The 23,007-nt window shown below is 66.5% G+C and carries 17 protein-coding genes, 1 tRNA gene and 1 pseudogene; 14 read left to right on the top strand and 5 right to left on the bottom strand.

Annotated features, from left to right (window positions below; genetic code table 11):
• Positions 1–9: 9 nt before the first annotated feature.
• A complete protein-coding gene (locus BMZ69_RS01065) occupies positions 10–969 on the bottom strand; it encodes a Bug family tripartite tricarboxylate transporter substrate binding protein (protein ID WP_092153913.1) in 960 nt (319 codons plus the stop codon).
• A gap of 252 nt (positions 970–1,221) precedes the next feature.
• Positions 1,222–1,704, bottom strand: coding sequence for a MarR family winged helix-turn-helix transcriptional regulator (locus BMZ69_RS01060; protein ID WP_092153911.1), 483 nt, complete (start codon positions 1,702–1,704; stop codon positions 1,222–1,224).
• A gap of 442 nt (positions 1,705–2,146) precedes the next feature.
• Between BMZ69_RS01060 and BMZ69_RS01055 the strand changes: the two genes are divergently transcribed.
• From BMZ69_RS01055 to BMZ69_RS01035, 5 genes and pseudogenes are all read left to right on the top strand, one after another.
• Positions 2,147–2,929 (top strand): class II aldolase/adducin family protein, encoded by a 783-nt coding sequence (locus BMZ69_RS01055; RefSeq protein WP_092153909.1) that lies wholly within the window; start codon positions 2,147–2,149, stop codon positions 2,927–2,929.
• A gap of 57 nt (positions 2,930–2,986) precedes the next feature.
• The gene (locus tag BMZ69_RS01050) at positions 2,987–4,909 is read left to right on the top strand and encodes an FAD-binding monooxygenase (RefSeq protein WP_092153906.1); all 1,923 of its coding nucleotides are present in this window, start codon (positions 2,987–2,989) and stop codon (positions 4,907–4,909) included.
• Between the two features lie 81 nt (positions 4,910–4,990).
• Positions 4,991–5,635, top strand: a complete 645-nt coding sequence (locus BMZ69_RS01045) for a MarR family winged helix-turn-helix transcriptional regulator (RefSeq protein ID WP_092153904.1) — start codon at positions 4,991–4,993, stop codon at positions 5,633–5,635.
• Positions 5,636–5,668: 33 nt separating this feature from the next.
• Positions 5,669–6,385 carry a hypothetical protein gene (locus BMZ69_RS01040; protein WP_092153902.1) on the top strand — a complete coding sequence of 239 codons (717 nt, stop codon included), beginning with the start codon at positions 5,669–5,671 and terminating at the stop codon, positions 6,383–6,385.
• Positions 6,386–6,642: 257 nt separating this feature from the next.
• Positions 6,643–6,990 (top strand): annotated as a pseudogene (locus BMZ69_RS01035) (TlpA family protein disulfide reductase); the annotation flags it as partial.
• Between the two features lie 239 nt (positions 6,991–7,229).
• Here BMZ69_RS01035 and BMZ69_RS01030 read toward each other — a convergent pair.
• The 3 genes from BMZ69_RS01030 to BMZ69_RS01020 form a co-directional block, all read right to left on the bottom strand.
• Positions 7,230–7,304: transfer RNA gene (locus tag BMZ69_RS01030), tRNA-Glu, on the bottom strand.
• A 94-nt stretch (positions 7,305–7,398) separates the two neighbouring features.
• Entirely contained in the window at positions 7,399–9,201 is a 1,803-nt protein-coding gene (gene recJ, locus BMZ69_RS01025) for a single-stranded-DNA-specific exonuclease RecJ (RefSeq protein WP_092153900.1), read from the bottom strand.
• A 46-nt stretch (positions 9,202–9,247) separates the two neighbouring features.
• Positions 9,248–10,687 (bottom strand): MFS transporter, encoded by a 1,440-nt coding sequence (locus BMZ69_RS01020; RefSeq protein WP_092153898.1) that lies wholly within the window; start codon positions 10,685–10,687, stop codon positions 9,248–9,250.
• A gap of 296 nt (positions 10,688–10,983) precedes the next feature.
• Between BMZ69_RS01020 and BMZ69_RS01015 the strand changes: the two genes are divergently transcribed.
• The 9 genes from BMZ69_RS01015 (at position 10,984) to BMZ69_RS00975 (ending at position 23,003) form a co-directional block, all read left to right on the top strand.
• Positions 10,984–11,328 carry a hypothetical protein gene (locus BMZ69_RS01015; RefSeq protein WP_092153896.1) on the top strand — a complete coding sequence of 115 codons (345 nt, stop codon included), beginning with the start codon at positions 10,984–10,986 and terminating at the stop codon, positions 11,326–11,328.
• 170 nt (positions 11,329–11,498) lie between these two features.
• Positions 11,499–12,992 carry an IMP dehydrogenase gene (gene guaB, locus BMZ69_RS01010; protein WP_092153894.1) on the top strand — a complete coding sequence of 498 codons (1,494 nt, stop codon included), beginning with the start codon at positions 11,499–11,501 and terminating at the stop codon, positions 12,990–12,992.
• Between the two features lie 103 nt (positions 12,993–13,095).
• Entirely contained in the window at positions 13,096–13,506 is a 411-nt protein-coding gene (locus BMZ69_RS01005) for an MAPEG family protein (RefSeq protein WP_092153892.1), read from the top strand.
• A 215-nt stretch (positions 13,507–13,721) separates the two neighbouring features.
• On the top strand, positions 13,722–14,987 hold the full coding sequence (locus BMZ69_RS01000; protein ID WP_092153890.1) for an efflux RND transporter periplasmic adaptor subunit: 1,266 nt from the start codon (positions 13,722–13,724) through the stop codon (positions 14,985–14,987).
• Complete coding sequence (locus BMZ69_RS00995; protein ID WP_092153888.1) at positions 14,987–18,133, top strand: efflux RND transporter permease subunit; 3,147 nt, start codon at positions 14,987–14,989, stop codon at positions 18,131–18,133. The genes BMZ69_RS01000 and BMZ69_RS00995 overlap by 1 nt, the downstream gene beginning before the upstream one ends.
• Positions 18,134–18,459: 326 nt before the next feature.
• Entirely contained in the window at positions 18,460–19,572 is a 1,113-nt protein-coding gene (locus BMZ69_RS00990) for a DUF2865 domain-containing protein (RefSeq protein WP_139218949.1), read from the top strand.
• Between the two features lie 263 nt (positions 19,573–19,835).
• Entirely contained in the window at positions 19,836–20,885 is a 1,050-nt protein-coding gene (locus BMZ69_RS00985) for an HpcH/HpaI aldolase/citrate lyase family protein (protein ID WP_092153885.1), read from the top strand.
• 113 nt (positions 20,886–20,998) lie between these two features.
• Positions 20,999–21,328, top strand: a complete 330-nt coding sequence (gene hspQ / locus BMZ69_RS00980) for a heat shock protein HspQ (RefSeq protein WP_092153883.1) — start codon at positions 20,999–21,001, stop codon at positions 21,326–21,328.
• 55 nt (positions 21,329–21,383) lie between these two features.
• The gene (locus BMZ69_RS00975; protein ID WP_092153881.1) at positions 21,384–23,003 is read left to right on the top strand and encodes a phytoene desaturase family protein; all 1,620 of its coding nucleotides are present in this window, start codon (positions 21,384–21,386) and stop codon (positions 23,001–23,003) included.
• Positions 23,004–23,007 lie beyond the last annotated feature (4 nt).

Raw genomic sequence — 23,007 nt, 5'->3', positions numbered from 1 at the left:
AGGAAGCCGTCAGCCCGGCTTGATGCCGGCTTCCTCGACCACGCGGTTGGCGCGCTGGATTTCGGCCTCGATGAACTTGGCGAAGCTCGCCGGATCCTCGGTCACAGCTTCCGCACCGAGCGCGGTCAGCTTCTCGACGATCTCGCGATCTTTCGAGGCCGCCTGCACCGTCGCATTGACACGCTGCACCGTCTCGGCCGGCAGGCCCTTCGGCCCCCAAAGGCCGTACCAGAGCGTGAAGTTGAGATCGGACAGCCCCTGCTCGCCGGCGGTCGGCACGTTTGGCAGAAGCTTGCTGCGCTGCGCACCCATGATCGCGAAGGCGCGGACCTTGCCGTCGGTGATGAACGACAGGGCCGAGCCGAGTGGGGCGACCATCAGCGGCACCTGGCCGGCGACGACATCGGTGAGCGCCGGAGCCGTGCCGCGATAGTTGACCAGCTCGGCGCTCGTCCCGGTGCGGAGCTTGAAGCTCTCGGTGGCGAGGTGGCCCATGCTGCCCAATCCGGAATTGGCGAAGGTGAACTCGGTCGGCTTCGCTTTCATCTCCGCGATCAGCGCCGGCAGGGTCTCGGGCGTCTTGGTCGAGCCGATCAGCACCATCGGCGAGGTCGCGAAGCGCGAGATCGGGGTGAAATCGGCGAGCGGATCGTAGGACACGCTGCGCATCACATGCTTCGCCATGATGTGGATGTCGGCATTGGTCAGATAGGTCGTGCCATCAGGCGCAGCGCGCGCGACCTCGGCCGCGCCAAGCGTGTTGCTGGCGCCGGCCTTGTTCTCGACCACCCAGGATTCGTCGAGTGCCGGCGCAACGCGCTGGGCATAGAGCCGGCCGATCACATCGATCGCCCCGCCCGCTGCGGCGGGCACGATCAGCCTGACGATCTTGCGCTGGGCCAAGGCGGCACGGGGCGCGAACGCAATGCCCGCGAGCCCGATCAAGGCGGCACGTCGTGTGATGATCACTGGTTTTCCTCCGGGTGCGGCCGCGTTGATGGCGGTTCTCATTCGCTGCGAAAGGGCCGTCTGCGTTCCGGATCTCGCGCTGGGGCAGCCCTCGCCAGCCGCGCTCCGCTCGTGCCGCAAGATAAGACCGCATACTTATTATCAGTATGCACCGTATCTTGGACCTGTCAAATCCGAGCTCCACGAACTGCGCCGACCGGAGTTCAGGAAACCGGTTTCAGCGTCACCTGCGATCTCGGAAAAGTCGCGCCCTCAGGCAGCGTCGGAAGAGCGCAGTGCGTCCAGCCGCAGCGGCACGCGCGAGGCCTCGTTGTTGAGCTCGACGAGCTGCGCGAGCATGCGCATGAAGGTCTCGCGATCCTCCGGCGCGAGCGGGGCGAGGATGCGCTCCTGCGCCCGCTGCGCCAGCGGTCCGGCTTCCTGCAGGATGCGCTCGCCCTTCGGCGACAGGTGCAGCACCTTGACGCGCTTGTCGTCCTTGCTGCCCGAGCGCTGGATCAGCTCCTTGGCTTCCATCCGCTCCAGCACATTGCCCAGAGTCGAGCGGTCGAAGGCGACGAGGGCCGAGAGTCGGGTCGCGTCGATGCCGGGATTGTCGCGCACCGTCACCAGCGCCGCGAACTGGACGGGGGTGAGGTCAACGGGCGCGCATTCCTCGAGAAAGAGCGAGACGGCGATCTGCTGCGCGCGCCGGATGAGGTGGCCGGGCATATGATAGATATCGTCCGTCGCCATCGTCGCTTTGCCTTGGTGGGGCGGGTGGATTTCCGCCGCTCGAATGGTCGTGCCGCCGGCTCTTCGTCAGGCGAATCCGGCTCGGCTCGATCGCTGCATCTTCGCTATAGATCGTATGCTTTCAGTCCGTAAGCGGTCAAAGTGCCCGCTTCACCCTATCCGGATGGAATGCTCAGGCCCCCGCCCTGCAGCCACAGTTGACAGGCAAAAATCTGAGCGTATTCTGTTAATCAGTATACGGACGATCTAGCAGAGATCGCCGGATGGGAGGTTGGCCCAGCGCGTTTCAGTTGCTGGATCTCGGACGCCACTTGCGGGGGGCACACGCTGCTCGCGTACCATTCGCTTCTCTGATCCTTTGCCCGGTTCGGCGGTGTCGCCGCCCTATCGGCAGAGCCTGGCCAGCAAATGTCGATCAAGGCGATTTCGGAGAGAGCGAGCAATGTGCACCGCGGATCATGGCAATCACCCCATCGCCGTCGACGTGGCCGACACGGCCGCTGCCTCGGTCGCGCCCTCGCCCGAGATCGTCGAGGAGCTGGTCGCGGCCAATCACATCCTGTTCGACCAGGGCGTCGTCGATGCTTTCGGCCATGTCAGCGTGCGCCATGACAAGCGGCCCGATCGTTTCCTGCTCGCCCGCAACATGGCGCCGAGCCGGGTCGCCGCCGAGGACATCGTCGAGTTCACCCTCGACGGCGAGGCGGTGAACGCCAATGGCCGCAAGGTCTATCTCGAGCGCTTCATCCACGCCGAGATCTTCCGCAGGCGTCCCGACGTGATGGCCGTGATCCATAGCCATTCGCATTCGATCGTGCCGCTCAGCGTGGTCAAGGGCACTCGGCTCCGGGCTATGTTCCACATGGCCGGCTTCGTCGGCCAGGGCGCTCCCGTCTTCGAGATCCGCGAGGCCGGGGGCGATGCGACCGACCTGCTGATCAGCAACAACCAGCTCGGCCGGGCGCTGGCCGAGCATTTCAACGGGCACGACATCGTGCTGATGCGCGGCCATGGCTCGACCGTGGTCGGCTACTCGATCAAGCAGGCGGTCTACCGTGCCGTCTATGCAGAGCTCAATGCGCGCTACCAGCTCCAGGCGATGCAACTCGGCGAGGTCACCTATCTCACCGAGGGCGAAAGCCGCGCCTGCGTCGCCAGCATCGAGGCGCAGGTCCATCGCCCCTGGGAGATGTGGCTCGAACAGGCGCGCAACCGCCGGCGCTGAGACGCCGCCCGCGTCGAGATCAGCTCAATCCATCCTGCCTCGCAGAAGGTGGCCTTCATGCAATTCCATCTCAACGGTTTTCGGACCGGCGATCCCTCTGTCTCGGACGTTGCCGAGAACCTCCCGGCCTCCCCGGGCGGCGCCCTGCCGCAGGAGGTCGACGTCCTGATCGTCGGCTGCGGCCCTGCCGGCCTGACCCTGGCGGCGCAGCTCTCGGCGTTTCCCGAAATCACCACGCGGATCGTCGAGCAGAAGCCGGGGCCGCTGGAGCTCGGCCAGGCAGATGGCATCGCCTGCCGCACCATCGAGATGTTCGATGCCTTCGGCTTCTCCGAGAAGGTGCTGAAGGAGAGCTACTGGGTCAACGAAACCGTGTTCTGGAAGCCCGACGCGGCTCAGCCGGGCGCCATCGTCCGCAGCGGCCGCATCCTCGATGTCGAGGAAGGCCTCTCCGAATTCCCGCATGTCATCCTGAACCAGGCGCGCGTGCACGACTTCTTCCTCGACGTCATGCGCCGCTCGCCGAGCCGGCTGGAGCCGGACTATTCCCGGCGCCTCGTCGATCTTGAGATCGACAATGCATCGTCACACCCGGTGACCGTAACGCTGGAGCGTGTCGATCCCGCGCATGAAGGCGAGATCGAGACCGTTCGCGCCCGCTATGTCGTCGGCTGCGACGGCGCCCGCAGCGCCGTGCGCAAATCGATCGGGCGCACGCTGCAGGGCGATTCCGCCAACCAGGCCTGGGGCGTGATGGATGTCCTCGCCGTCACCGATTTCCCGGATGTGCGATTGAAGGCGCTGATCCAGTCCGCTGGCGAAGGCACGATCATCATCATCCCGCGCGAGGGCGGCTATCTGATCCGCATCTATGTCGAGCTCGACAAGCTCGCCGCGAACGAGCGCGTCGCGAGCCGCAATATCGGCGTGGAGCATCTGATCGCCGCGGCGCAGCGCATCCTGCGCCCCTACACATTCGAGGTGAAGCAGGTCGCCTGGTGGTCGGTCTACGAGATCGGCCAGCGCCTCTGCGACAAGTTCGACAACGTGCCGGAGGGCGAGGTCGGGCAGCGCCTGCCGTCCGTCTTCATCGCCGGCGACGCCTGCCACACCCACAGCCCCAAGGCCGGCCAGGGTATGAACGTCTCGATGCAGGACGCCTTCAACCTCGGCTGGAAGCTGGCGGCGGTCCTGCGCGGGCAATGCCCGCCGGAGCTCCTGCACAGCTACTCGGCCGAGCGCCAGGCGATCGCCAAGGAGCTGATCGATTTCGACCGCGAATGGGCGAAGATGCTGAGTGCTCCTTTGAAGACCTCGGAGACGGGCGACGGCGTCGATCCCAAGGAGGTCGAGGCCTATTTCATCAGGCACGGCCGCTATACCGCGGGCACCGCGACCCGGTATGCGCCCTCCACCCTGACCGGCGAGCCAACCCATGCCGGCCTCGCGACGGGATTTCCGATCGGCGCGCGCTTCCACTCGGCGCCCGTGATCCGGCTCGGCGACGCCAAGCCGGTCGAGCTCGGCCATGTCGCGCAGGCCGATGGCCGCTGGTGCCTTTACGCCTTTGCCGATCGCGCCGACCCGTCCTCGCCGGCATCGCGGCTGCGAGCCCTTTGCGATGCTCTGGCGAATGAGCCCTCGTCACCGCTGCGCCGCTATGTGGTGCCGGGTGCCGACATCGATTCCGTCATCGACTTGCGCGCGATCCTGCAGCAGGCCCATCGCGAGGTTGCGGTCGAGACCCTGCCGGGCCTGCTCCTGCCCCGGAAGGGCCGCCTCGGCCTGATCGACTACGAGAAGGTGTTCTGCCCCGATCTGCGTGGCGGCCGGGACATCTTCGATCAGCGCAGCATCGACCGGGAGCGCGGCTGCCTGGTGCTCGTGCGGCCCGACCAATATGTCGCGCATGTGCTGCCGCTCGACGGTCACGCTGCTTTGGCAGCCTTTTTCGCCCGCTTCATGTCCCCGCGCGTCTGATCGACGCGCGCCGATCGCAGACCGTCATCAGCCTGATCGCGTCGGCTTGTTTTAAATTAGGACTCCTATATATCTGGTTGCATGGAAACGCCAGGCAACCCGACGACCATCGTTTACCGGCTGCGCGAGGCCCTTGCCCGCGTCTCGACGGTGATCCGCGCCGACGACTGGGAACGGGCGAAGCGAGCCGGCATCAACCCGACGCAGCTGGCGATCATCGAGCTTCTCGACGGCCGGAAGGGCGGGTTGGGGGTCAAGGACATCGCTGCTCATCTGGGCGTTTCGCAGCCGACAGCGACGGATTCGATCGGCGCGCTGGAACGCAAGGGATTTGTCGAGAAGCGCGCGATTGCCGGCGACCGGCGAGCCGTGGTCGTCGCGCTGACGGCCAGCGGCAAGGCGGTGCTCGATGTCGATGCGATGACGAGCGGCGCCGCCGATCAGGCCGTGAGAGCCCTCGCGGCGGAAGAGCAGGACGGGCTGCTCCTCACCCTGATCAGGCTGATCCGCGCGCTGCAGGAAGCCGACGCCATCCCGATCCAGCGCATGTGCGCAAGCTGCAGATATTTCGCGCCTTTCGCCCATCCGCGCGCGGCGCGGCCGCATCATTGTCGTTTCGTCGACGCCGCCTTCGGCCAGCGCGAATTGCGCATCGATTGCCGCGACCATGAGACAGCCGATCCCGCTTCCCGGGCTGCCACCTGGGAAGCATTTCAAGCGGGATGACCCCCTCCAGGCAGGACAGAAAGGAACAGAATCATGGTGGCAAAACGGATAGCCGGCGTGCTCATCGCCGGGACGGCCTCGCTATGGCTGGCGGCCGCCACCGCTCACTCGGTCAAATCGAAGCCGACCGAGGCGGTCCAGGCCTCCTTCGACATCATCGAGACCACCATCGTGACCAAGGGCGACACGGCCGTGTTCACCACACGAGTGCGCGGCGAGGCCGGCAAGGACAAGCCCGACGCCACCGGCAAGTTCGAAGGCTCCAGCGTCCACGCCTATGTCTGGCCGACGACGCTCGACAGCGCCGAGATCGGCTTCGAGAAGGACCAGGGCATCGTCGCGCTCGCCGTCACCTTCCACCCCGATTTCGACGACGCGGCCTATGGCGGCAAGAACCGGCACATCTGGCATCCGCATTGGGTCGTGCTGGCGCAGGACAAGGCCTGCGGCGGCGGCCTGAAGGTGATCGACATTCCCGCTGGCGCAAAGCCGAAGGTGCCGCCGACCTGGCCGAACGTACCCCTGCTGATCGACAGCCCTGACTATCCGACCAGCTTCAAGGGCGACACGGTCGACGTCTCGATCCCGGTCGCGCTGATCGGCGGCATCAAGGGCGCGTCCTTCGACGGTGTCACCGCCGGCCTCAAGGTCAACGGCAACCTGCATGCGCCGCTGCTCTGCGTCAGCGACGTCTTCAAGGTCGCGTCCGGCAATCTGAGCCTTCCCGGCAAGGTCGTGCCGGGCAAGTGACCGCAATAGCGCCGGTTCGCCGACTGCCATCGACGAACCGGCATGTTCTCCCCCTCCAGGCAAATGAAAGGTCAGAACATGAGCAGGATTACCCGCATCGAACCGGCGGGCGCAATGGGAGCCACCCCGGCCCAGATCGCCGTCGCACTCACCGTGTCCATCGACTTTCCCGGCCTGGAGCCGATCTGCGAAGCCGCCGGCGCCGTTACAGGGGCTGGCTACTCAGATGGCCCGCTGGCCTCGAAGGAGTGCCTGTGATGTCCGGCAACGAAGCCGTGCTGGCGCCTGAGCTGGCCGTGAGCGAATGGTTCAATACCCCGACGCCCCTGACCCTGGCCGCGCTGCGCGGGCGGCCCGTCTTCCTGCATGCCTTCCAGCTCCTTTGTCCGGGCTGCGTCGCGCAGGCGATCCCGCAGGTCCAGCGTATCGAGCGGGTTTTCGCGGAGAGCGACCTCCAGATCATCGGCATCCACACAGTCTTCGAGCATCAAGCGGCGATGTCGCCCGTCACCCTGCGCGCCTTCCTGCACGAGTATCGGCTGAGATCGCCGGTGGCCGTCGACCTCGCCGAAGAAGGATCGGACGTTCCGGTCACGATGCGGCGTTTCGGCCTGCAGGGCACGCCGTCCTCTGTGTTGATCGGACGCGACGGGACGATCCTGCACCATGTCTTCGGCTTGGAGGACGATCTCGCGGTAGGCGCCAGGATCGCGATGGCACTGTCGGGCCCGCTTCGCGCCCTGTGCCCAGTCAGGCGACAGCAGGCGCAGATGGCTGCAGCGCCGGGCGATGCGAGGCGCCGGTCCCGGCCGATGTCAGGTGAACTTGTGAAGGGGAATGGAAGTGGCGCGGTCTACGGGAATCGAACCCGTCTTCCCAGCGTGAAAGGCTGGTGTCCTAACCGATAGACGAAGACCGCGGGCCTGAGCGCGAAGCGCTCTTGCAGGGCGGGGCGAGCTATAGTGTCCCGGCGAAGCTTGGGCAAGCCCGCTCTCAGGGTTTTTCGCAGTTGCTCACGACGGACGGGCGAGATCGACCACGCGCAGTTCCGCCCGCTCGCTGCCGCCCCAGCGATTCAAGGTCAACGTTCCCGCGAGATGGACGCTCTCGCCGCGCCCCGCCAGCAGCGCCTGCCCAAGCGGCTCACGCGCGGCGCGAAAGGCGATTCCGCCGATCGTGGCGCCGTCGCCGGCACGCAGCTTGATGCGCAGATGCCCGCCCGCGCCGACCTCGATCACCTCGGTCAGGCGATGGGCCGGCAGCACGAAGACCGGCTCCGGACAGCCGGCACCGAACGGCCCTGCCCGGTCGATTTCGGCGAGCAGGCGCGGATTGGCGCCGCCGGCACTGATCGCAGCATCGATCAGCAGCGCCTCCGACTCGCGCGAGCCTGCTACGCCGGCGGCCAGCCTTTCGCTGACGAAGCTGGCGAAGGCGCCCTCCTGCCCGGGCGCCAGCGTCACGCCCGCCGCCATGGCGTGGCCGCCGCCCTTGACCGCGAGGCCGGCCTCGACCGCCCGGCGCACGGCCGAGCCGAGATCGACGCCGGCGATCGAGCGGCCCGAGCCGGTCGCGCCGCCAGTGGCGTTGCGTGCCAGAGCGAAGGCCGGCCGGTTGAACCTTTCCTTCAAGCGACCCGCAATCAGCCCGACGATACCCGGATGCCAATCGGCCGAGCCGACTACGAGTACCGGATGCGCGGCAGCATCCTCGAAGCGATGCTCGACCTCGGCAACCGCCTCCTCGACCGCGGCGCGCTCGATCTCCTGGCGCTCCTGATTCAGCCGGTTGAGCTCGGCCGCGATCGTGCGCGCCTCGACCTCGTCGCGCGTGAGCAGCAGCCGGGCGCCCAGCGCCGCATCGCCGATGCGCCCGCCGGCATTGATGCGCGGACCGAGCAGGAAGCCGAGATGCCAGGGTTGCACGGGACCATCAAGCCCGGCGACATCGAGCAATGCCGCGAGGCCGGGCCGGTGACGCAGCCGCATGATCGCGATGCCCTGACGTACGAAGGCGCGGTTGAGCCCGATCAGCGGCACGACGTCGGCGATGGTCGCCAAAGCAACGAGGTCGAGCGCCGCGAGCAGATCGGGCTCGCTTCCCCTCGCCTGCCAGACGCCGCGCCGGCGCAATTCGCGATTCGTCGCGACCAGCGTCAGGAAGACGACGCCGGCGGCGCAGAGATGACCGAGACCGGCGAGATCATCCTGCCGGTTCGGATTGACCAGTGCCTGGACCTCGGGGAGGAGTTCGGGCGCCTGGTGATGGTCGAGCACCACCGTGTCGAGGCCGAGCCGTGCCGCCTGCTGCAGCGGCTCATGGCTGGTCGTGCCGCAGTCGACGGTGACGAGCAGGGTCGCGCCCTCGCCTGCCAGCATCGTGATCGCCTCAGCGTTCGGGCCGTAGCCTTCGATCAGGCGATCCGGAATATGGATGCGCGGCCTTGCGCCAGCTTCGGCGAGGAAGCCGGCGAGCAGCGCCGCCGAGCAGGCGCCGTCGACATCGTAGTCGCCGAAGATCGCGACCTTCTCGCCTGATATCGCCGCCTGCGTCAGTCGCTCGGCGGCGCGGTCCATGTCGCGCAGCACCGACGGGTCCGGCAGCAAATCGCGCAGCTTCGGCTCGAGATGGCGCAGCGCCTCGCTGGAGACGACACCGCGGCCGGCGAGGACGCGCGCCAACGTGTCGGGAACACCCTCGACCTGCGCCAGCGCTTCAGCCTGCGCGACGCCGGCAGGATCGAGCCGATCGCGCCAGGGACGTCCGAGGGCGGAATTCCCCACGCCAAGGAACAGGCGATTCTGGCCGAGATTCATGCATCACCGCTGGCGCAGCAGCGCGGGTTCGTCAATCCAAGGTGCATCACTCGAGCGGCTTCTGGTCCTCGATCGCCTGCGCGGTGACCTTGCGAGCGCTCACCGGCGCATGGCCGGAGACCTCGGCGCCGGCATCGGGCTTGAGCTGCATCATCCACAGAACCGAGGAGGCGGAGATCAGGCCGACGAGGGCGAAGGCCGGCCAGAAATCGCCGGCGCCGAGCGTCTTGCCGCCATTGTAGAGATTGGCGGCCTCGAGCGCGAAGGCGCCGATGGTGACGCCGAGGCTGAGCGACAATTGCTGGGCGACGCTGGAGAGGCTGGTCGCGCTCGACATGTCGCGATTGGAGACGTCGGCATAGCTCAACGCGTTGATGCCGGTGAACTGCAGCGAGCGGAAGCAGCCGCCGATCAGCAGGACGCCGAGCATCAGCCAGTGCGGCGTCGTCGGCGTGAACAGGCCGGAGGCCGCGAGGAAGGCCGAGCCGATCAGCGCATTGAAGGTCAGCACGCCGCGGAAGCCGAAGCGGGCGAGGATCGTCTTCGCCAGCGTCTTCATGATCAGCGCGCCGGCGGCCGAGGCGAAGGTGATCAGGCCCGATTGCAGTGCGTCGAGGCCGAAGCCGAGCTGCAGCATCAGCGGCAGCAGGAAGGGGATGGCGCCGATTCCGATACGGAAAACCGAGCCGCCGATCACGCCGATCCGGTAGGTCGGGATTCGCAGCAGCGAGAGGTTGAGCACCGGATAGGCCAGCCGGCGCGCATGGAACCAGTAGACGACCAGCGCCGCCACGCCGAAGGCGACGCAAGCATAGGAGACCGCAACGGGGACAAGATGGCGCCCGCCGGTGGCGAGGCCGAGCATCAGGGCGGCGAAGCCGGTCGAGGAGAGCAGGAAGCCGATGATGTCGAGCGGCGCGACATCCTCCTCGCGGATGTCCTCGAAGAACATCGTCGCGAGCGCGATGCCGAGAAAACCGATCGGGATGTTGATGAAGAAGATCCAGCGCCAGTCGAAATAGGTCGTAATGAAGCCGCCGACCACCGGCCCGACGACCGGGCCGACCAGCGCCGGCACGGTCAGATAGGCGAGCGCGCTGACGATCTGCGATTTCTCGACGCTGCGCAGGATGACGAGCCGGCCGACCGGCACCATCATCGCCCCGCCCATGCCCTGGATGAAGCGCGCGCCGACGAAGGCTCCGAGCGAGTTCGAGAAGGCGCAGAGCACGGAGCCGAGCATGAAGATGCCGAGCGCCGTCCTGAAGATGGTGCGGGCGCCGAACTTGTCCGCCATCCAGCCGGAGATCGGGATGAAGACGGCGAGGCTGACGAGATATGAGGTCAGCGCCAGCTTGAGCGCGATCGGGTCCTCGCCGAGCGACTGCGCGATCACCGGCAGCGAGGTCGCGATCACCGTCGAGTCGGTGTTCTCCATGAACAGCGCGCAGGCGACGATCAGAGGCAGGAGTTTGGCGCGCTGCAAGGAATCGGACTTTCGGATTTTTGGCCGCCCGCAGGCCTTTAATGTGGGTGCTGGCAGCTGGCGAGAGCGGATCGGGGCATGATGACAAGAGTTGCACCCGGTGCATGGCCGCGGACTGTGGCGTTTCAAGGCAAGCCGGCTTCCGATCCGCGCCCAGATCGTCACAAGGCTGTGATTGCGGCGCGGCTATGCGTTTTTTGCAGGGCAATTCGATCAGCCCGTGCCTATCTCAACGTAGGAAGGGGTAACGCTTTCGTATCAGCCAGCGCGGCATCGCCGCGGGCAAGAGGTGTTTCATGATCGCTTCCACTCACCATCACGTCCGCTCGGTCGCCTCAACCGCGCTCCGTCACGGCGCCGCTCTCGCCTTGCTCGCAGGCGCCGCCGCCCTATTCAGCGCCGGCCAGGCTCCGGCTTCCGCACAGTCGATGAACTGGGAAGAAGGCTGCGCCATGCGGGTCGTCACGCCCGGCTCCGGCGATATTCTGCGGACCACCAATTGCGGCCGTCAGAAGGACTGTCAGCAGATGGCCAACGCCCAGGGCAGCATGATGATGGGCAATGGCTGCTTCTTCGTGATGCCCAACGCTGCGCCTCCCGCGGCGCAGGCCAGCCAGACGCGTCCGGTGCGGAAGCACTGACGATTGTGCGAGGCGGTCGCGGTGCCGTGCCGCGACCGCCTCGACAGTTTTTATGATGATGCCTCTAGCGGGCGCGTCACACGCATGATAACGGGCCTCGTCAACTCGGCTCAGGGCGCTTCCGCCCGGCCCTTTTTCAGCGCCGGCCTCGCCGGTCCTCGGAGTTGACGATGGCCACGATCACAGACGGTCTCATTCGCGACGGTTTCACCTTCGACGACGTGCTGCTCGAGCCGGGCCCGTCCGAGGTGATGCCCGGCGATGTCGACATCACCACCAAGCTCACCAAGACGATCTCGCTCAATCTTCCGATCATCGCCTCGGCGATGGACACGGTCACAGAGGCGAAGATGGCGATCGCAATGGCGCAGGCCGGCGGCCTCGGTGTCGTGCACCGCAATCTCGACCCCGATCAGCAGGCTGCCCAGGTCCGCCTGGTCAAGAAGTTCGAATCCGGCATGATCGCCAACCCGATCACCATCCACCCGGACGAGACGCTGGCCGATGCGTTCGCGCTGATGCGGAACAACGGCATTTCCGGCATTCCGGTGGTCGAGCGCGGTCCGCAGGGCCACAAGGGCCGGCTCGTCGGCATCCTGACCAATCGCGATGTGCGCTTCGCGGCCAATCCCGAGCAGCCGGTCTCCGAGCTGATGACCAAGGACCGGCTGATCACCGTGCGCGAGGGCGTCAGCCAGGATGAAGCCCGCCGGCTGCTGCACCAGTTCCGCATCGAGAAGCTGATCGTCGTCGACGATCACTACCGCTGCATCGGCCTGATCACCGTCAAGGACATGGAGAAGCAGGTCACGCATCCCAATGCCGCCAAGGATGGCCAGGGGCGCCTGCTGGTCGCGGCCGCGACCACCACCGGCGACCAGGGCTTCGAGCGCTCGGAGATGCTGATCGACGCCGGCGTCGACCTCATCGTGGTCGATACCGCCCATGGCCATTCCGCCAAGGTGCTGGAGGCGGTGACGCGGGTGAAGAAGCTCTCCAACACCGTCCAGGTCATCGCCGGCAACGTCGCCACCGCCGGCGGCGCCCAGGCGCTGATCGATGCCGGCGCGGACGCGATCAAGGTCGGCATCGGCCCGGGCTCGATCTGCACCACCCGCATCGTCGCCGGCGTCGGCGTGCCCCAGCTGACCGCGGTGATGGATGCGGCCTCCGCCGGCCAGAAGGCCGGCATCCCGATCATCGCCGATGGCGGCATCAAGTATTCGGGCGACCTCGCCAAGGCGCTCGCCGCCGGCGCCGCCTGCGCCATGGTCGGCTCGCTGCTCGCCGGCACCGACGAGACGCCTGGCGAAACCTTCCTGTACCAGGGCCGCTCCTACAAGGCCTATCGCGGCATGGGTTCGGTCGGCGCGATGGCGCGCGGCTCGGCCGACCGCTACTTCCAGCAAGATATCAAGGATGCGCTGAAGCTGGTGCCGGAGGGCATCGAAGGCCAGGTCGCCTATAAGGGCCCGGTCTCGGGCGTGCTGCATCAGCTCGCCGGCGGTCTGCGCGCCGCGATGGGCTATGTCGGCGGCCGCAATCTCGAGGACTACCGCAGCAAGGCCCGCTTCATCCGCATCACCAGCGCCGGCCTGCGCGAGAGCCATGTCCACGACGTGACGATCGTGCGCGAGAGCCCGAACTATCCGACGCGCTCCTGATCTCGGATCGCCTCATGGCGATCTGTCCTTTTTCGATTGGGCATCGGATACTTCCGGAAGGCGGACCCAGTTGTCGGTCCGCCGCTCCACGAAGAGGACTTGCATGACGCTCAAGCTGATCTATCCGGCGCTGGCCCAGATTTTCTGGAGCTTCGTCGTCCTCGTCATCATGTTCCGGCGCCGCAAGCAGGCCTTTGCCAATCGCGAGATCAAGCTCGCCGATATCGCGGTCTCGACCGAGCGCTACCCGGATTCGGCCCGTCTCGCCGCGGCCAATTTCAGTAATCAGTTCGAGACGCCGGTCCTGTTCTTCGCGCTCACCCTGATCGCGATCCATGTCGGCGCTACCGGCTATGTCATGGCGGCGCTGGCCTGGGCTTTTGTCGTCACGCGCGTCGCCCATACATTGATCCACACCGGCTCCAACAGCCTCAAGCACCGGGCGCTCGTCTTCGCAGCAGGCATCGCATGCCTGTTCTTCATGTGGATCGGCATCGTGATTGCTATCATCTGAACGGGGTTTACTTTGCGCACGCAAGACGTGTGACAGCGATTTCGCTCCACTGAATTGTCGTCCTGTCACCGCGTCGCTACAGCACTCAATAAACCGTGTTAGACACTTGCGTCGAAATCGGGCCGTCTTCATGCTAACTTCTTGCGGTGAGGACGGTTTGGGGAGCAACCGTTCGACAGGGTCGGCATGGCGCTCCCCGTGGCGCAAGGCTTTCGATGGCAGTGCTGACTTTCGGGCGTGTGGCTCTGTTCTCGGCCGCGGGCGTTCTCGCCGCGGGCGCGTTTCTTCATTACACCGGGCGTCCGGTTCCCTGGCCGCTCGACCAGGTTCCTTACGGCAAGGTGATCCCGGGACCGGCGAAGCCGGTAGCGACGGCTTCCGCGCCAGCAGCCGGCGGCAACCGCTCCGGCCAGCCCAACCGGCCGCCGGTGACTGTCGTCACCGCCAAGGTCGAGCGCCGGGCGATGCCGGTCCGGATCGACGCGATCGGCACGGTCCAAGCGATCTCCACCGTCAATATCCGCTCGCGCGTCGACAGCCAGATCATGGCGGTCGAGTTCCGCGACGGCGCCATGGTCAACAAGGGCGATGTGCTGTTCCGGCTGGACTCGCGCCAGCTCGAGGCGCAGTTGCGTCAGGCCGAGGCCAATGTCGCGCGCGACAAGGCCTCGCTCATCGCAGCTGAATCCGATCTGCGCCGGGCCGAAGAACTCTCCCGGCGCGAAATCGCCACCGACGCACGGCTCGATACCGCCCGCACGGCGGTGAGCACGCTGCGTGCCGCGATCCGTGGTGGAGAAGCGGCTGTCGACAGCCTGCGCGTCCAGCTCAGCTATTATACGATCAGCGCGCCGGTCTCGGGCCGCGTCGGAGTCGCCGCCTTGAAGGAAGGCAACATCGCCAAGAGCGGCGACAGTTCGGCCATGCTGGCGACGATCAACCAGATCGACCCGATCTATGTCAGCTTCGCCGTGGCGCAGCGCTATCTGCCGGAGATCCGCGAGGCGATGCAGGCGAAGACGGCCGTCGTCCAGGCGAGCCAGCAGGGCGTCGGCAAGAGCATCGAAGGCACGATCGCAGTGATCGACAACGCGGTCGACGCGACGACCGGCACGATCCAGATCCGCGCCAGCTTCGACAATCCGGCCGAGACGCTCTGGCCCGGGGCGCTCGGCCAGGTCAGGCTGACGCTGCGGACCGAGCCCGACGCCGTCACGGTGCCGCGCGAGGCGGTGCAGACCGGGCAGAACGGCTCCTATGTCTTCGTGATCGAGAACAACCTCGCGCGCGCCCGCCCGATCGTGCTCGCCCGCAATGTCGACGATCGCGCCGTCATCGCCTCCGGCCTCACTGGCGACGAAACGGTGGTGATCGACGGGCAGCTGCTGCTGACCGAGGGCGCGCGCACGATCGAGCGCGGCCGCGGCGGCCAGAGCCCGCCGGCGCCGAACCTCACCTCCCAGCGGGGGAGCGCCGGCTGATGAACCTGCCCGAGCTCTGCATCCGTCGCCCGGTCATGACGACCCTCCTGATGGCGACGTTCCTGATCTTCGGGCTGTTCGCCTTCAAGCAGCTGCCGGTCGCTGCCCTGCCCCGGGTCGATTTCCCGACCATCAATGTCAGCGCCCGCCTGCCCGGCGCCAGCCCGGAGACGATGGCCTCCTCGGTCGCGGCGCCGCTCGAGCGCGAATTCGCCTCGATCTCCGGCATCACCTCGATGTCATCGGTCTCGCAGCAAGGCTCGACCTCGATCACGCTGCAATTCGACCTCAACCGCAACATCGACGGCGCCGCGCTCGACGTGCAAGCGGCGCTCAGCGCGACGGTGCGGCGCCTGCCGCCGGAGCTCCCTGCCCCGCCGAGCTTCAGGAAGGTCAACCCGGCCGACCAGCCGGTGCTGTTCATGGTGCTGACCTCGGCGACCAAGCCGCTCTACGAGGTCCATGAATTCGGCGAGAACATCCTGCAGCAGCAGATCTCGCAACTGCCCGGCGTCGCCCAGGTCAACATCTTCGGCGCGCAAAAATATGCGGTGCGCGTGCGCGTGAACCCCGACGCCGTCTCGGCCCGCGGCCTGTCCCTCGCCGAGGTCCGCACGGCCATCGCCGCGGCCAATTCGAACTCCCCGGTCGGAACGCTGAACGGCACCAATCAGCGGCTGACGCTCGGCGCCACCGGCCAAATGGAGCGGGCCGGCGAATACGGCAACCTGATCATCTCGCAGAAGAACGGCATCCCGATCCGGCTCAACGACGTCGCCCAGATCTACGATTCCGTCGAGAACGACCAGACCGGCAGCTGGTACAACGGCCAGCGCTCGATCATGCTGGCGGTCTATCGCCAGTCCGACGCCAACACCGTCCAGGTCGTCGACAGCATCAAGGGCAAGCTCGACGCCTATCGCGCGCAATTGCCGGCGGCGATCGAGCTGCACGTCCTCAACGACCGCTCGATCCCGATCCGCGAAGCGGTCGAGGATGTCGAGGTCTCGCTGATGATCGCGATCGCCCTCGTCATCATGGTGATCTTCCTGTTCCTGAAGAGCTTCGCCGCGACGGTGATCCCGACGCTGGCGCTGCCCATCTCCCTGGTCGGCACCTTCGCGATCATGTATGCGCTCGGCTACTCGCTCGACAACATCTCGCTCCTGGCGTTGACGCTCGCAGTCGGCTTCGTCGTCGACGACGCCATCGTCATGCTGGAGAACATCATCCGGCATATCGAGATGGGCAAGAAGCCGTTCCAGGCGGCGCTCGACGGCTCACGCGAGATCGGCTTCACCATCCTGTCGATCACCATCTCGCTGGTCGCGGTCTTCATCCCGGTCTTCTTCATGGGCGGCGTGGTCGGCAAGGTCTTCGCCACATTCGCCGGCACCATTGCCGCCGCGATCATCGTCTCCGGCTTCGTCTCGCTGACGCTGACCCCGATGCTCTGCGCCCGCTTCCTCAAGGCGCACGACCATCACAAGAAGCCGAATATCGTCGAACGCCTGTTCGAAGCGGGCTTCCAGGGCATGCTCGGCGCCTATCGCTGGACGCTCGACCTCGTCCTCAAGGCGCGCTTCCTGATGCTGCTGGTGACGCTCGGCACCGTCTATGTCTCAGTCCAGCTCTATATCGACGTGCCCAAGGGCTTTTTCCCGACCGAGGACACCGGCCTGCTGCGCGGCGCCACCGAAGGCCCGCCGGACACCTCGTTCGAGGCGATGGCGGCGCGCCAGAGCCGCGTCGCCGAGATCGTCCGGGCCGATCCGGCGATCGACTACCTGACCTCGAATATCGGCGGCTTCAACGCGACCAATAACGGCTTCATGTTCATCGCGCTGAAGCCGAAGGATCAGCGCGACAAGGCCGAGGTCGTGATCGCGCGCCTGCGCCGGGCCGTCTCGGAGGTGCCGGGCATCACCGCGGTGTTCCAGCAGGTCCAGAACATCAACCTCAATGCCGGCCGTTCCTCGCGGGCGCAGTACCTCTATTCGCTGCAGGGGCCCGACCTTGGCGCCCTCTTCAACTACGCGCCGCTGATGCAGCAACGCCTGGCGCAGCTGCCGCAACTGCGCGACGCCAATATCGACCTGCAACTGCGCAACCCGCAGCTCTCGATCGACATCGACCGCGAGCGCGCCGCCAGCTTGGGCATCTCCAGCGACCAGATCCGCCAGGCGCTCGGCAACGCCTTCGGCTCGCGCCAGATCGCGACGATCTTCACGCCCGCGACCGACTACCAGGTGATCATGGAGGCCGACCGCGCCTACCAGCAGGACCCGGCGGTGCTGTCGCGGCTGATGCTGAAAGCCGCCAACGGCCAGAACGTGCCGCTCGAGACGGTGGCGACGATCAAGCCCAGCGTCGGGCCGCTCGCGGTCAACCGGATCTCGCAGCAGCCGGCGGTGACGATCTCGTTCAACACTGCGCCGGGCGTCTCGCTCGGCGACGCCGTCAACGCGATCCGCGCCGCCGAGCGCGAGATCAACCTGCCTGCCTCGATCGTCACCAGCTTCGCCGGCTCGGCCCAGCTCTTCCAGGATGCGCTGAAAGGCCAGGGCCTGCTGATCGTCGCCGCGATCCTGGTGATCTACATCATCCTCGGCATCCTCTACGAGAGCTTCATCCACCCGATCACGATCCTGTCCGGCCTGCCCTCGGCGGGCCTTGGCGCCCTGCTCGCCTTGCAGTATTTCCACATGGACCTGTCGGTGATCGCGATCATCGGCATCCTGATGCTGGTCGGCATCGTCAAGAAGAACGCGATCATGATGGTCGACTTCGCGATCGAGCGCCGTAAGATGGGCGACGACGCGCTGACGGCGATCCGCGATGCCGCGCTGGTGCGCTTCCGGCCGATCATGATGACGAGCTTCGCCGCGATCTTCGGCGTACTGCCGATCGCACTCGGCGCCGGCGCGGGCGCGGAGCTACGCCAGCCGCTCGGCATCGCCGTGGTCGGCGGCCTCGTCGTCTCGCAACTGCTGACGCTCTACATCACGCCGGTCGTCTACTTCTATCTCGACAAGGTCGACAGCTTCATCTCCGGCCGCGGTCGCGGCGAGCGGGAGGAAGTCGCGTCGGTTCCGGGCGCGGTGCCAGTGGCAATCCCGCAAGCGGTGCATCGCCAGCCGGATTGAGTTTTTTCAAGCTCCTAGAGCCCTCATCCTGAGGAGCAGCCAAAGGCTGCGTCTCGAAGGATGCTCCATTTGTCTGTGGAGCTTCCTGGAGCATTCGTCGAGACGGCCGCTTCGCGGCCTCCTGAGGATCAGGACCGTGGGGCTCGACGGCTTCGAACACCTCTTCAGCCTTCCAGCGATACCCCATGCGTGACGCCGCACGGACGCATTAACGATGAAGCCCGCTTTCCGGTGGCGGAAATGCGGCAGCCGTTGAGTCTTAACGAAAAGTAAACTAAGCCAATCCTGCGGCGGACAATGAACCAGCGAGCGATGGAGAGATCGCGGTGCTTCGTGTCCGTAATGTCGATTGCCTGCGTTCCGATCCTGTCCCGCCGACCGGTTCCAGCTCCTCGACAAAGGTGAAATCGGTTTCGCGCGGTCGCAGTAGCGGCCTGCGTCTGGTTGCCATGGCCGGTGTCGGGCTCGCGCTCGGCGCCGGCGGCACGATCCTGACCGTCTCGCTGGTCCAGGCCGAGGACGATGCCGGCATCCGCGCCTTCCATCGCCAGGAAGCCGCCAACCGGGCCGAGCGCGCCCCGCCGCGGGCGGCCTACGCCTCGGTCCCGGTGTCCGCCTATGCTCCAGCCCGCCACACCTGGTCCCTGCCCTTCTTCCAGCAGGCGCGGCCGGATGGGCGTCTCGCACCGCCACCGGTCGAGCTCAACCCGTTCAAGCCGGTCCAGGCCGTGCGCAAGCAGGCGCAGCAGAAGCCGAAGCTCCCGGCCATCCGCTACGACACGGTGTCCGGCGCGGCCGATGTGACGCGGACCATCTGCGTGCGCCTCTGCGACGGCTTCCAGGCGCCGATCGGCCATCTGCGCAGCCAGTCCGATCTCAGGGCGCATGAGGCGCTGTGCCAGGCCGCCAATCCCGGCGTGCCGGTCAAGGTCTTCAAGGTCGCGGCCGGCGCCGCGACGATCGACGACGCCGTGGCGAACGATGGCAAGACCTATCGCCAGCTGCCGATGGCCTATGCCTATGAGCGCGGCGCCGATCCGGCCTGCCGGCCCGCCATCGCGACCGCGAAGGATCGCCGCGTCTCGCTGCTGCGCGACTTCACCTTGCGTCCCGGCGACAGCATCGTGCTCGACGGGCGCGTGCGGACCTTCACCGGTGGCAAATGGCCTTACACCGCCGCGGATTTCCGCGATTTCCGCGGCTCGCCCGAGCTGACCGCCAGCGACCGCCGCAAGATCGACGAGAAGGTCGGCATCTCGCATATGGAGGCGCAGGTCCGTGCCCTGCGCCGCCAGATGCGGGTGCGTGAGGCCAGTCTGCACGACGACAACTACGCCAGCGATGCTGATGCGCTCGGCCTGCGAGGCCTGCTCAACCCGCGCGATCCGATCGCCAATCCGCCACGCGTCGTGCTGCAGACGCCGTTTTCGCGGAACTAGAGCATTTCCGCAATTCTTCGAATCGCGAAATTGCTCTAGATCCTTGTTCTATCGCATTTTCTTCACGCGAACCGGTGTCCACTTCGCTCGAAAATGCTCTAGCAGGCGGGGGACTCCTCTCGTCATTCCGGCGGACCAACGAGTTTGGGATGATTATCCTGGGTTTTTGATCCTAGGATAATTCACCCAAATCCCGTCGAAAGACCGATGGACGGCGGCCTGGCCTTCCGGCACATTCGCTGCGTTGCAGCATGGAGCCGAGCATGACCACCAAGACGCCGCGCCAGTTCTTCCGCCCGCTGGCGATCGGTGCGCCCGAGCCCTATCGCGAACTGCCGCTGCGACTGGAGCGGATGATCCATTTCGTGCCGCCGCATCTTGAGAAGGTGCGCGCCAAGGTTCCCGAGCTCGCAGGCCAGGTCGACATCGTGCTCGGCAATCTCGAGGACGCCATTCCGGTCGAGGCCAAGCAGGCGGCGCGCGACGGCTTCATCGAGCTGGCGAAAGCGATCGATTTCGGTGCGACTGGCCTGTGGACGCGGGTCAATGCGCTGAACTCACCCTGGTTCCTCGACGACATCGCCGCGATCATGGGCGAGATCGGCGGCAAGCTCGACGTCGTCATGGTGCCGAAGGTCGAGGGGCCCTGGGACATCCACTATGTCGACCAGCTGCTGGCGCAGTACGAGGCGCGCCATGCCCTGCCGAAGCCGGTGCTGATCCACGCCATCCTGGAAACCGCCGAGGGCGTGAAGAACGTCGATGCGATCGCCACCGCCTCGCCGCGCATGCACGGCATGAGCCTGGGCCCAGCAGACCTTGCCGCCTCACGCGCCATGAAGACCACGCGCGTCGGCGGCGGCCATCCCGAATACAAGGTCATCGCCGACCCTTCGCCCGATGGCGGCCCGCGCGCGATCGCGCAGCAGGATCTCTGGCATTACACCCTCTCCAAGATGGTCGATGCCTGCGCCTCGGCAGGCCTGAAGCCCTTCTACGGCCCGTTCGGCGATTTCTCAGACGGTGCCGCCTGCGAGGCGCAGTTCCGCAACGCCTTCCTGCTCGGTTGCGCCGGCGCCTGGACGCTGCATCCCTCGCAGATCGAGATCGCCAAACGTGTCTTCAGCCCCGATCCGGACGAGGTCGGCTTCGCCAGGCGTATCCTGGAGGCAATGCCCGACGGCTCGGGCGCGGTGATGATCGACGGCAAGATGCAGGACGACGCGACCTGGAAGCAGGCCAAGGTCATCGTCGATCTGGCGCGGCAGGTTGCAGCGCGCGATCCGGCGCTCGCGGCCCGCTACGGCTTCTGAGCCTCGCCCGCGACATCCGCGGATATTGACGCATTTGCGACGTAATCCTACGTCAAGCGCTGGGGTGCGGCGATACCGGCCGTGACGGGCCGGTCTTGGGCTGAACGAGGATCATGGAATCACGCACGGCGAAATTCCGCATCGGCGACGTTGTGCGCCACCGCGTCTATCCGTTCCGGGGCGTGATCTTCGACGTCGATCCGGTGTTCTCGAACTCGGACGAATGGTGGCTGGCGATCCCGGAGCATCTCCGTCCGTCCAAGGACCAGCCCTTCTATCACCTGTTCGCCGAGAACGAGGAAACCGAGTACGTCGCTTATGTCTCGGAACAAAATCTCGTGATCGACGAGTCGGGCCGGCCGATCCGGCATCCGCAGGCGCGCGAATATTTCCGGCGCGACCGCAAGGGCAAGTACCGGCTCGACAAGGCTGAGCTGAACTGAACTGATCCGCCAGCCTGCCAATCGACGTGCTGCGTGCTGACGAAGGGGTGGTTTCGTGAGCACCAGCCATGCCGACATCGTCATTCTCGGTGGCGGTCACAACGGGCTCGTCTGCGCCTTCTATCTCGCCAAAGCGGGGCTGAAGGTCATCGTGCTGGAGCGGCGCGCCGTGATCGGCGGCGCGGCCGTCACCGAGGAGTTCCACCCCGGTTTCCGCAATTCGACCGCGAGCTACACGGTCAGCCTGCTCAATCCGCGAATCATCGCGCAGATGGAACTCGCCCGGCACGGGCTGCGCATCGTCGAGCGGCGCATGGCGAATTTCCTGCCGCTGCCGGACGGGCGCTATCTTGCGGCCGGAGAAGGTCGAACCGAAGCCGAGGTGGCGAAGTTCTCGGCCCGCGACGCGGAGCGGCTATCGGCGTATGGTGAGCGGCTGGAACGGATCGCCGCCATGCTGCGCGATCTCGTCCTCCAGGCGCCACCCAATCTCGGTGAGGGCGGCTGGCTTGCCGCCTTGCCACAGATGCTGGAAGCCGCTGCGCTCGGGCGGCGCATCGCCGGGCTCGATCAGGCTGGCCGGCGTGATCTTCTCGACTTTTTCACCAAATCGGCTGGCGACTGGCTCGACGGCTGGTTCGAGAGCGATCCGGTCAAGGCGCTGTTCGGCTTCGACAGCGTCGTTGGCAACTATGCCAGCCCCTATACGCCGGGCTCGGCCTATGTGCTGCTCCATCACGTCTTCGGCGAGGTCAACGGCAAGCGCGGTGCCTGGGGCCATGCGCTCGGCGGCATGGGCGCGATCACGCAGGCCATGGCGCGGGCCTGCGCAGAACAGGGGGTCGAGATCAGGCTGGAAACGCCGGTCGCGCAGGTCCTGATCGAGAAGGGCCAAGCCGTGGGCGCCGTGACACAGCAGGGCGATGTGGTGCGGGCGCGGGCCATCGTGTCGAACCTGCATCCGCGCCTGCTGTTCGAGCGGTTCGTCGATCCGGCGATCGTGCCCACCGATTTCAGCGAGCGCATCCGCCGCTATGCCTCGGGCTCCGGTACCTTCCGGATGAATGTCGCGCTGTCGGAGCTGCCGCGCTTCGCCTGCCTGCCGGAAGCGGGCGATCATCTCACCGCCGGCATCATCATCGCGCCCTCGCTCGCCTATATGGATCGCGCCCATGCGCAGGCGCGGCTGTCGGGCTGGTCGAACGAGCCGATCGTCGAGATGCTGATCCCGTCGACGCTCGACGATGGCGTCGCTCCCTCGGGGCAGCATGTCGCGAGCCTGTTCTGCCAGCATGTCGCCCCACAGCTGCCAGGCGGCGAGAGCTGGGACAAGCATCGCGATACGGTCGCCGATCTGATGATCGAGACGGTGGACCGCTACGCCCCGGGCTTCCGCGCTTCGGTGGTCGGCCGGCTGGCGCTGGCGCCGAGCGATCTGGAGGAGCGTTTCGGGCTGGTCGGCGGCGACATCTTCCATGGCCGGCTGACACTCGACCAGCTCTTCAGCGCGCGCCCGGTGCTCGGCCATGCCGATTACCGCATGCCGGTGCCGGGCCTTTATCTCTGCGGCTCCGGTGCCCATCCGGGCGGCGGCGTCACCGGCGCGCCGGGACACAATGCGGCCCGCTCCGTGCTCGCCGATCTGAAGCCACGGCGCTTCAGGTTCCGATCATAGCGAG

The organism is Allobosea sp. CRIB-10, assembly GCF_900112185.1.
Lineage (GTDB): Bacteria > Pseudomonadota > Alphaproteobacteria > Rhizobiales > Beijerinckiaceae > Allobosea.
Note: the sequence above shows the minus strand (reverse complement) of the source record. Positions and strands in the feature narration are given on the sequence as shown.

What these genes read in the sequence shown, in the direction of transcription:
- BMZ69_RS01060 (WP_092153911.1), bottom strand. Translation starts at nt 1,704, where the DNA reads ATGGCGACGGACGATATCTATCATATGCCCGGCCACCTCATCCGGCGC.
- BMZ69_RS01055 (WP_092153909.1), top strand. Translation starts at nt 2,147, where the DNA reads ATGTGCACCGCGGATCATGGCAATCACCCCATCGCCGTCGACGTGGCC.
- BMZ69_RS01050 (WP_092153906.1), top strand. Translation starts at nt 2,987, where the DNA reads ATGCAATTCCATCTCAACGGTTTTCGGACCGGCGATCCCTCTGTCTCG.
- BMZ69_RS01045 (WP_092153904.1), top strand. Translation starts at nt 4,991, where the DNA reads ATGGAAACGCCAGGCAACCCGACGACCATCGTTTACCGGCTGCGCGAG.
- BMZ69_RS01040 (WP_092153902.1), top strand. Translation starts at nt 5,669, where the DNA reads ATGGTGGCAAAACGGATAGCCGGCGTGCTCATCGCCGGGACGGCCTCG.
- recJ (WP_092153900.1), bottom strand. Translation starts at nt 9,201, where the DNA reads ATGAATCTCGGCCAGAATCGCCTGTTCCTTGGCGTGGGGAATTCCGCC.
- BMZ69_RS01015 (WP_092153896.1), top strand. Translation starts at nt 10,984, where the DNA reads ATGATCGCTTCCACTCACCATCACGTCCGCTCGGTCGCCTCAACCGCG.
- guaB (WP_092153894.1), top strand. Translation starts at nt 11,499, where the DNA reads ATGGCCACGATCACAGACGGTCTCATTCGCGACGGTTTCACCTTCGAC.
- BMZ69_RS01005 (WP_092153892.1), top strand. Translation starts at nt 13,096, where the DNA reads ATGACGCTCAAGCTGATCTATCCGGCGCTGGCCCAGATTTTCTGGAGC.
- BMZ69_RS01000 (WP_092153890.1), top strand. Translation starts at nt 13,722, where the DNA reads ATGGCAGTGCTGACTTTCGGGCGTGTGGCTCTGTTCTCGGCCGCGGGC.
- BMZ69_RS00995 (WP_092153888.1), top strand. Translation starts at nt 14,987, where the DNA reads ATGAACCTGCCCGAGCTCTGCATCCGTCGCCCGGTCATGACGACCCTC.
- BMZ69_RS00985 (WP_092153885.1), top strand. Translation starts at nt 19,836, where the DNA reads ATGACCACCAAGACGCCGCGCCAGTTCTTCCGCCCGCTGGCGATCGGT.
- hspQ (WP_092153883.1), top strand. Translation starts at nt 20,999, where the DNA reads ATGGAATCACGCACGGCGAAATTCCGCATCGGCGACGTTGTGCGCCAC.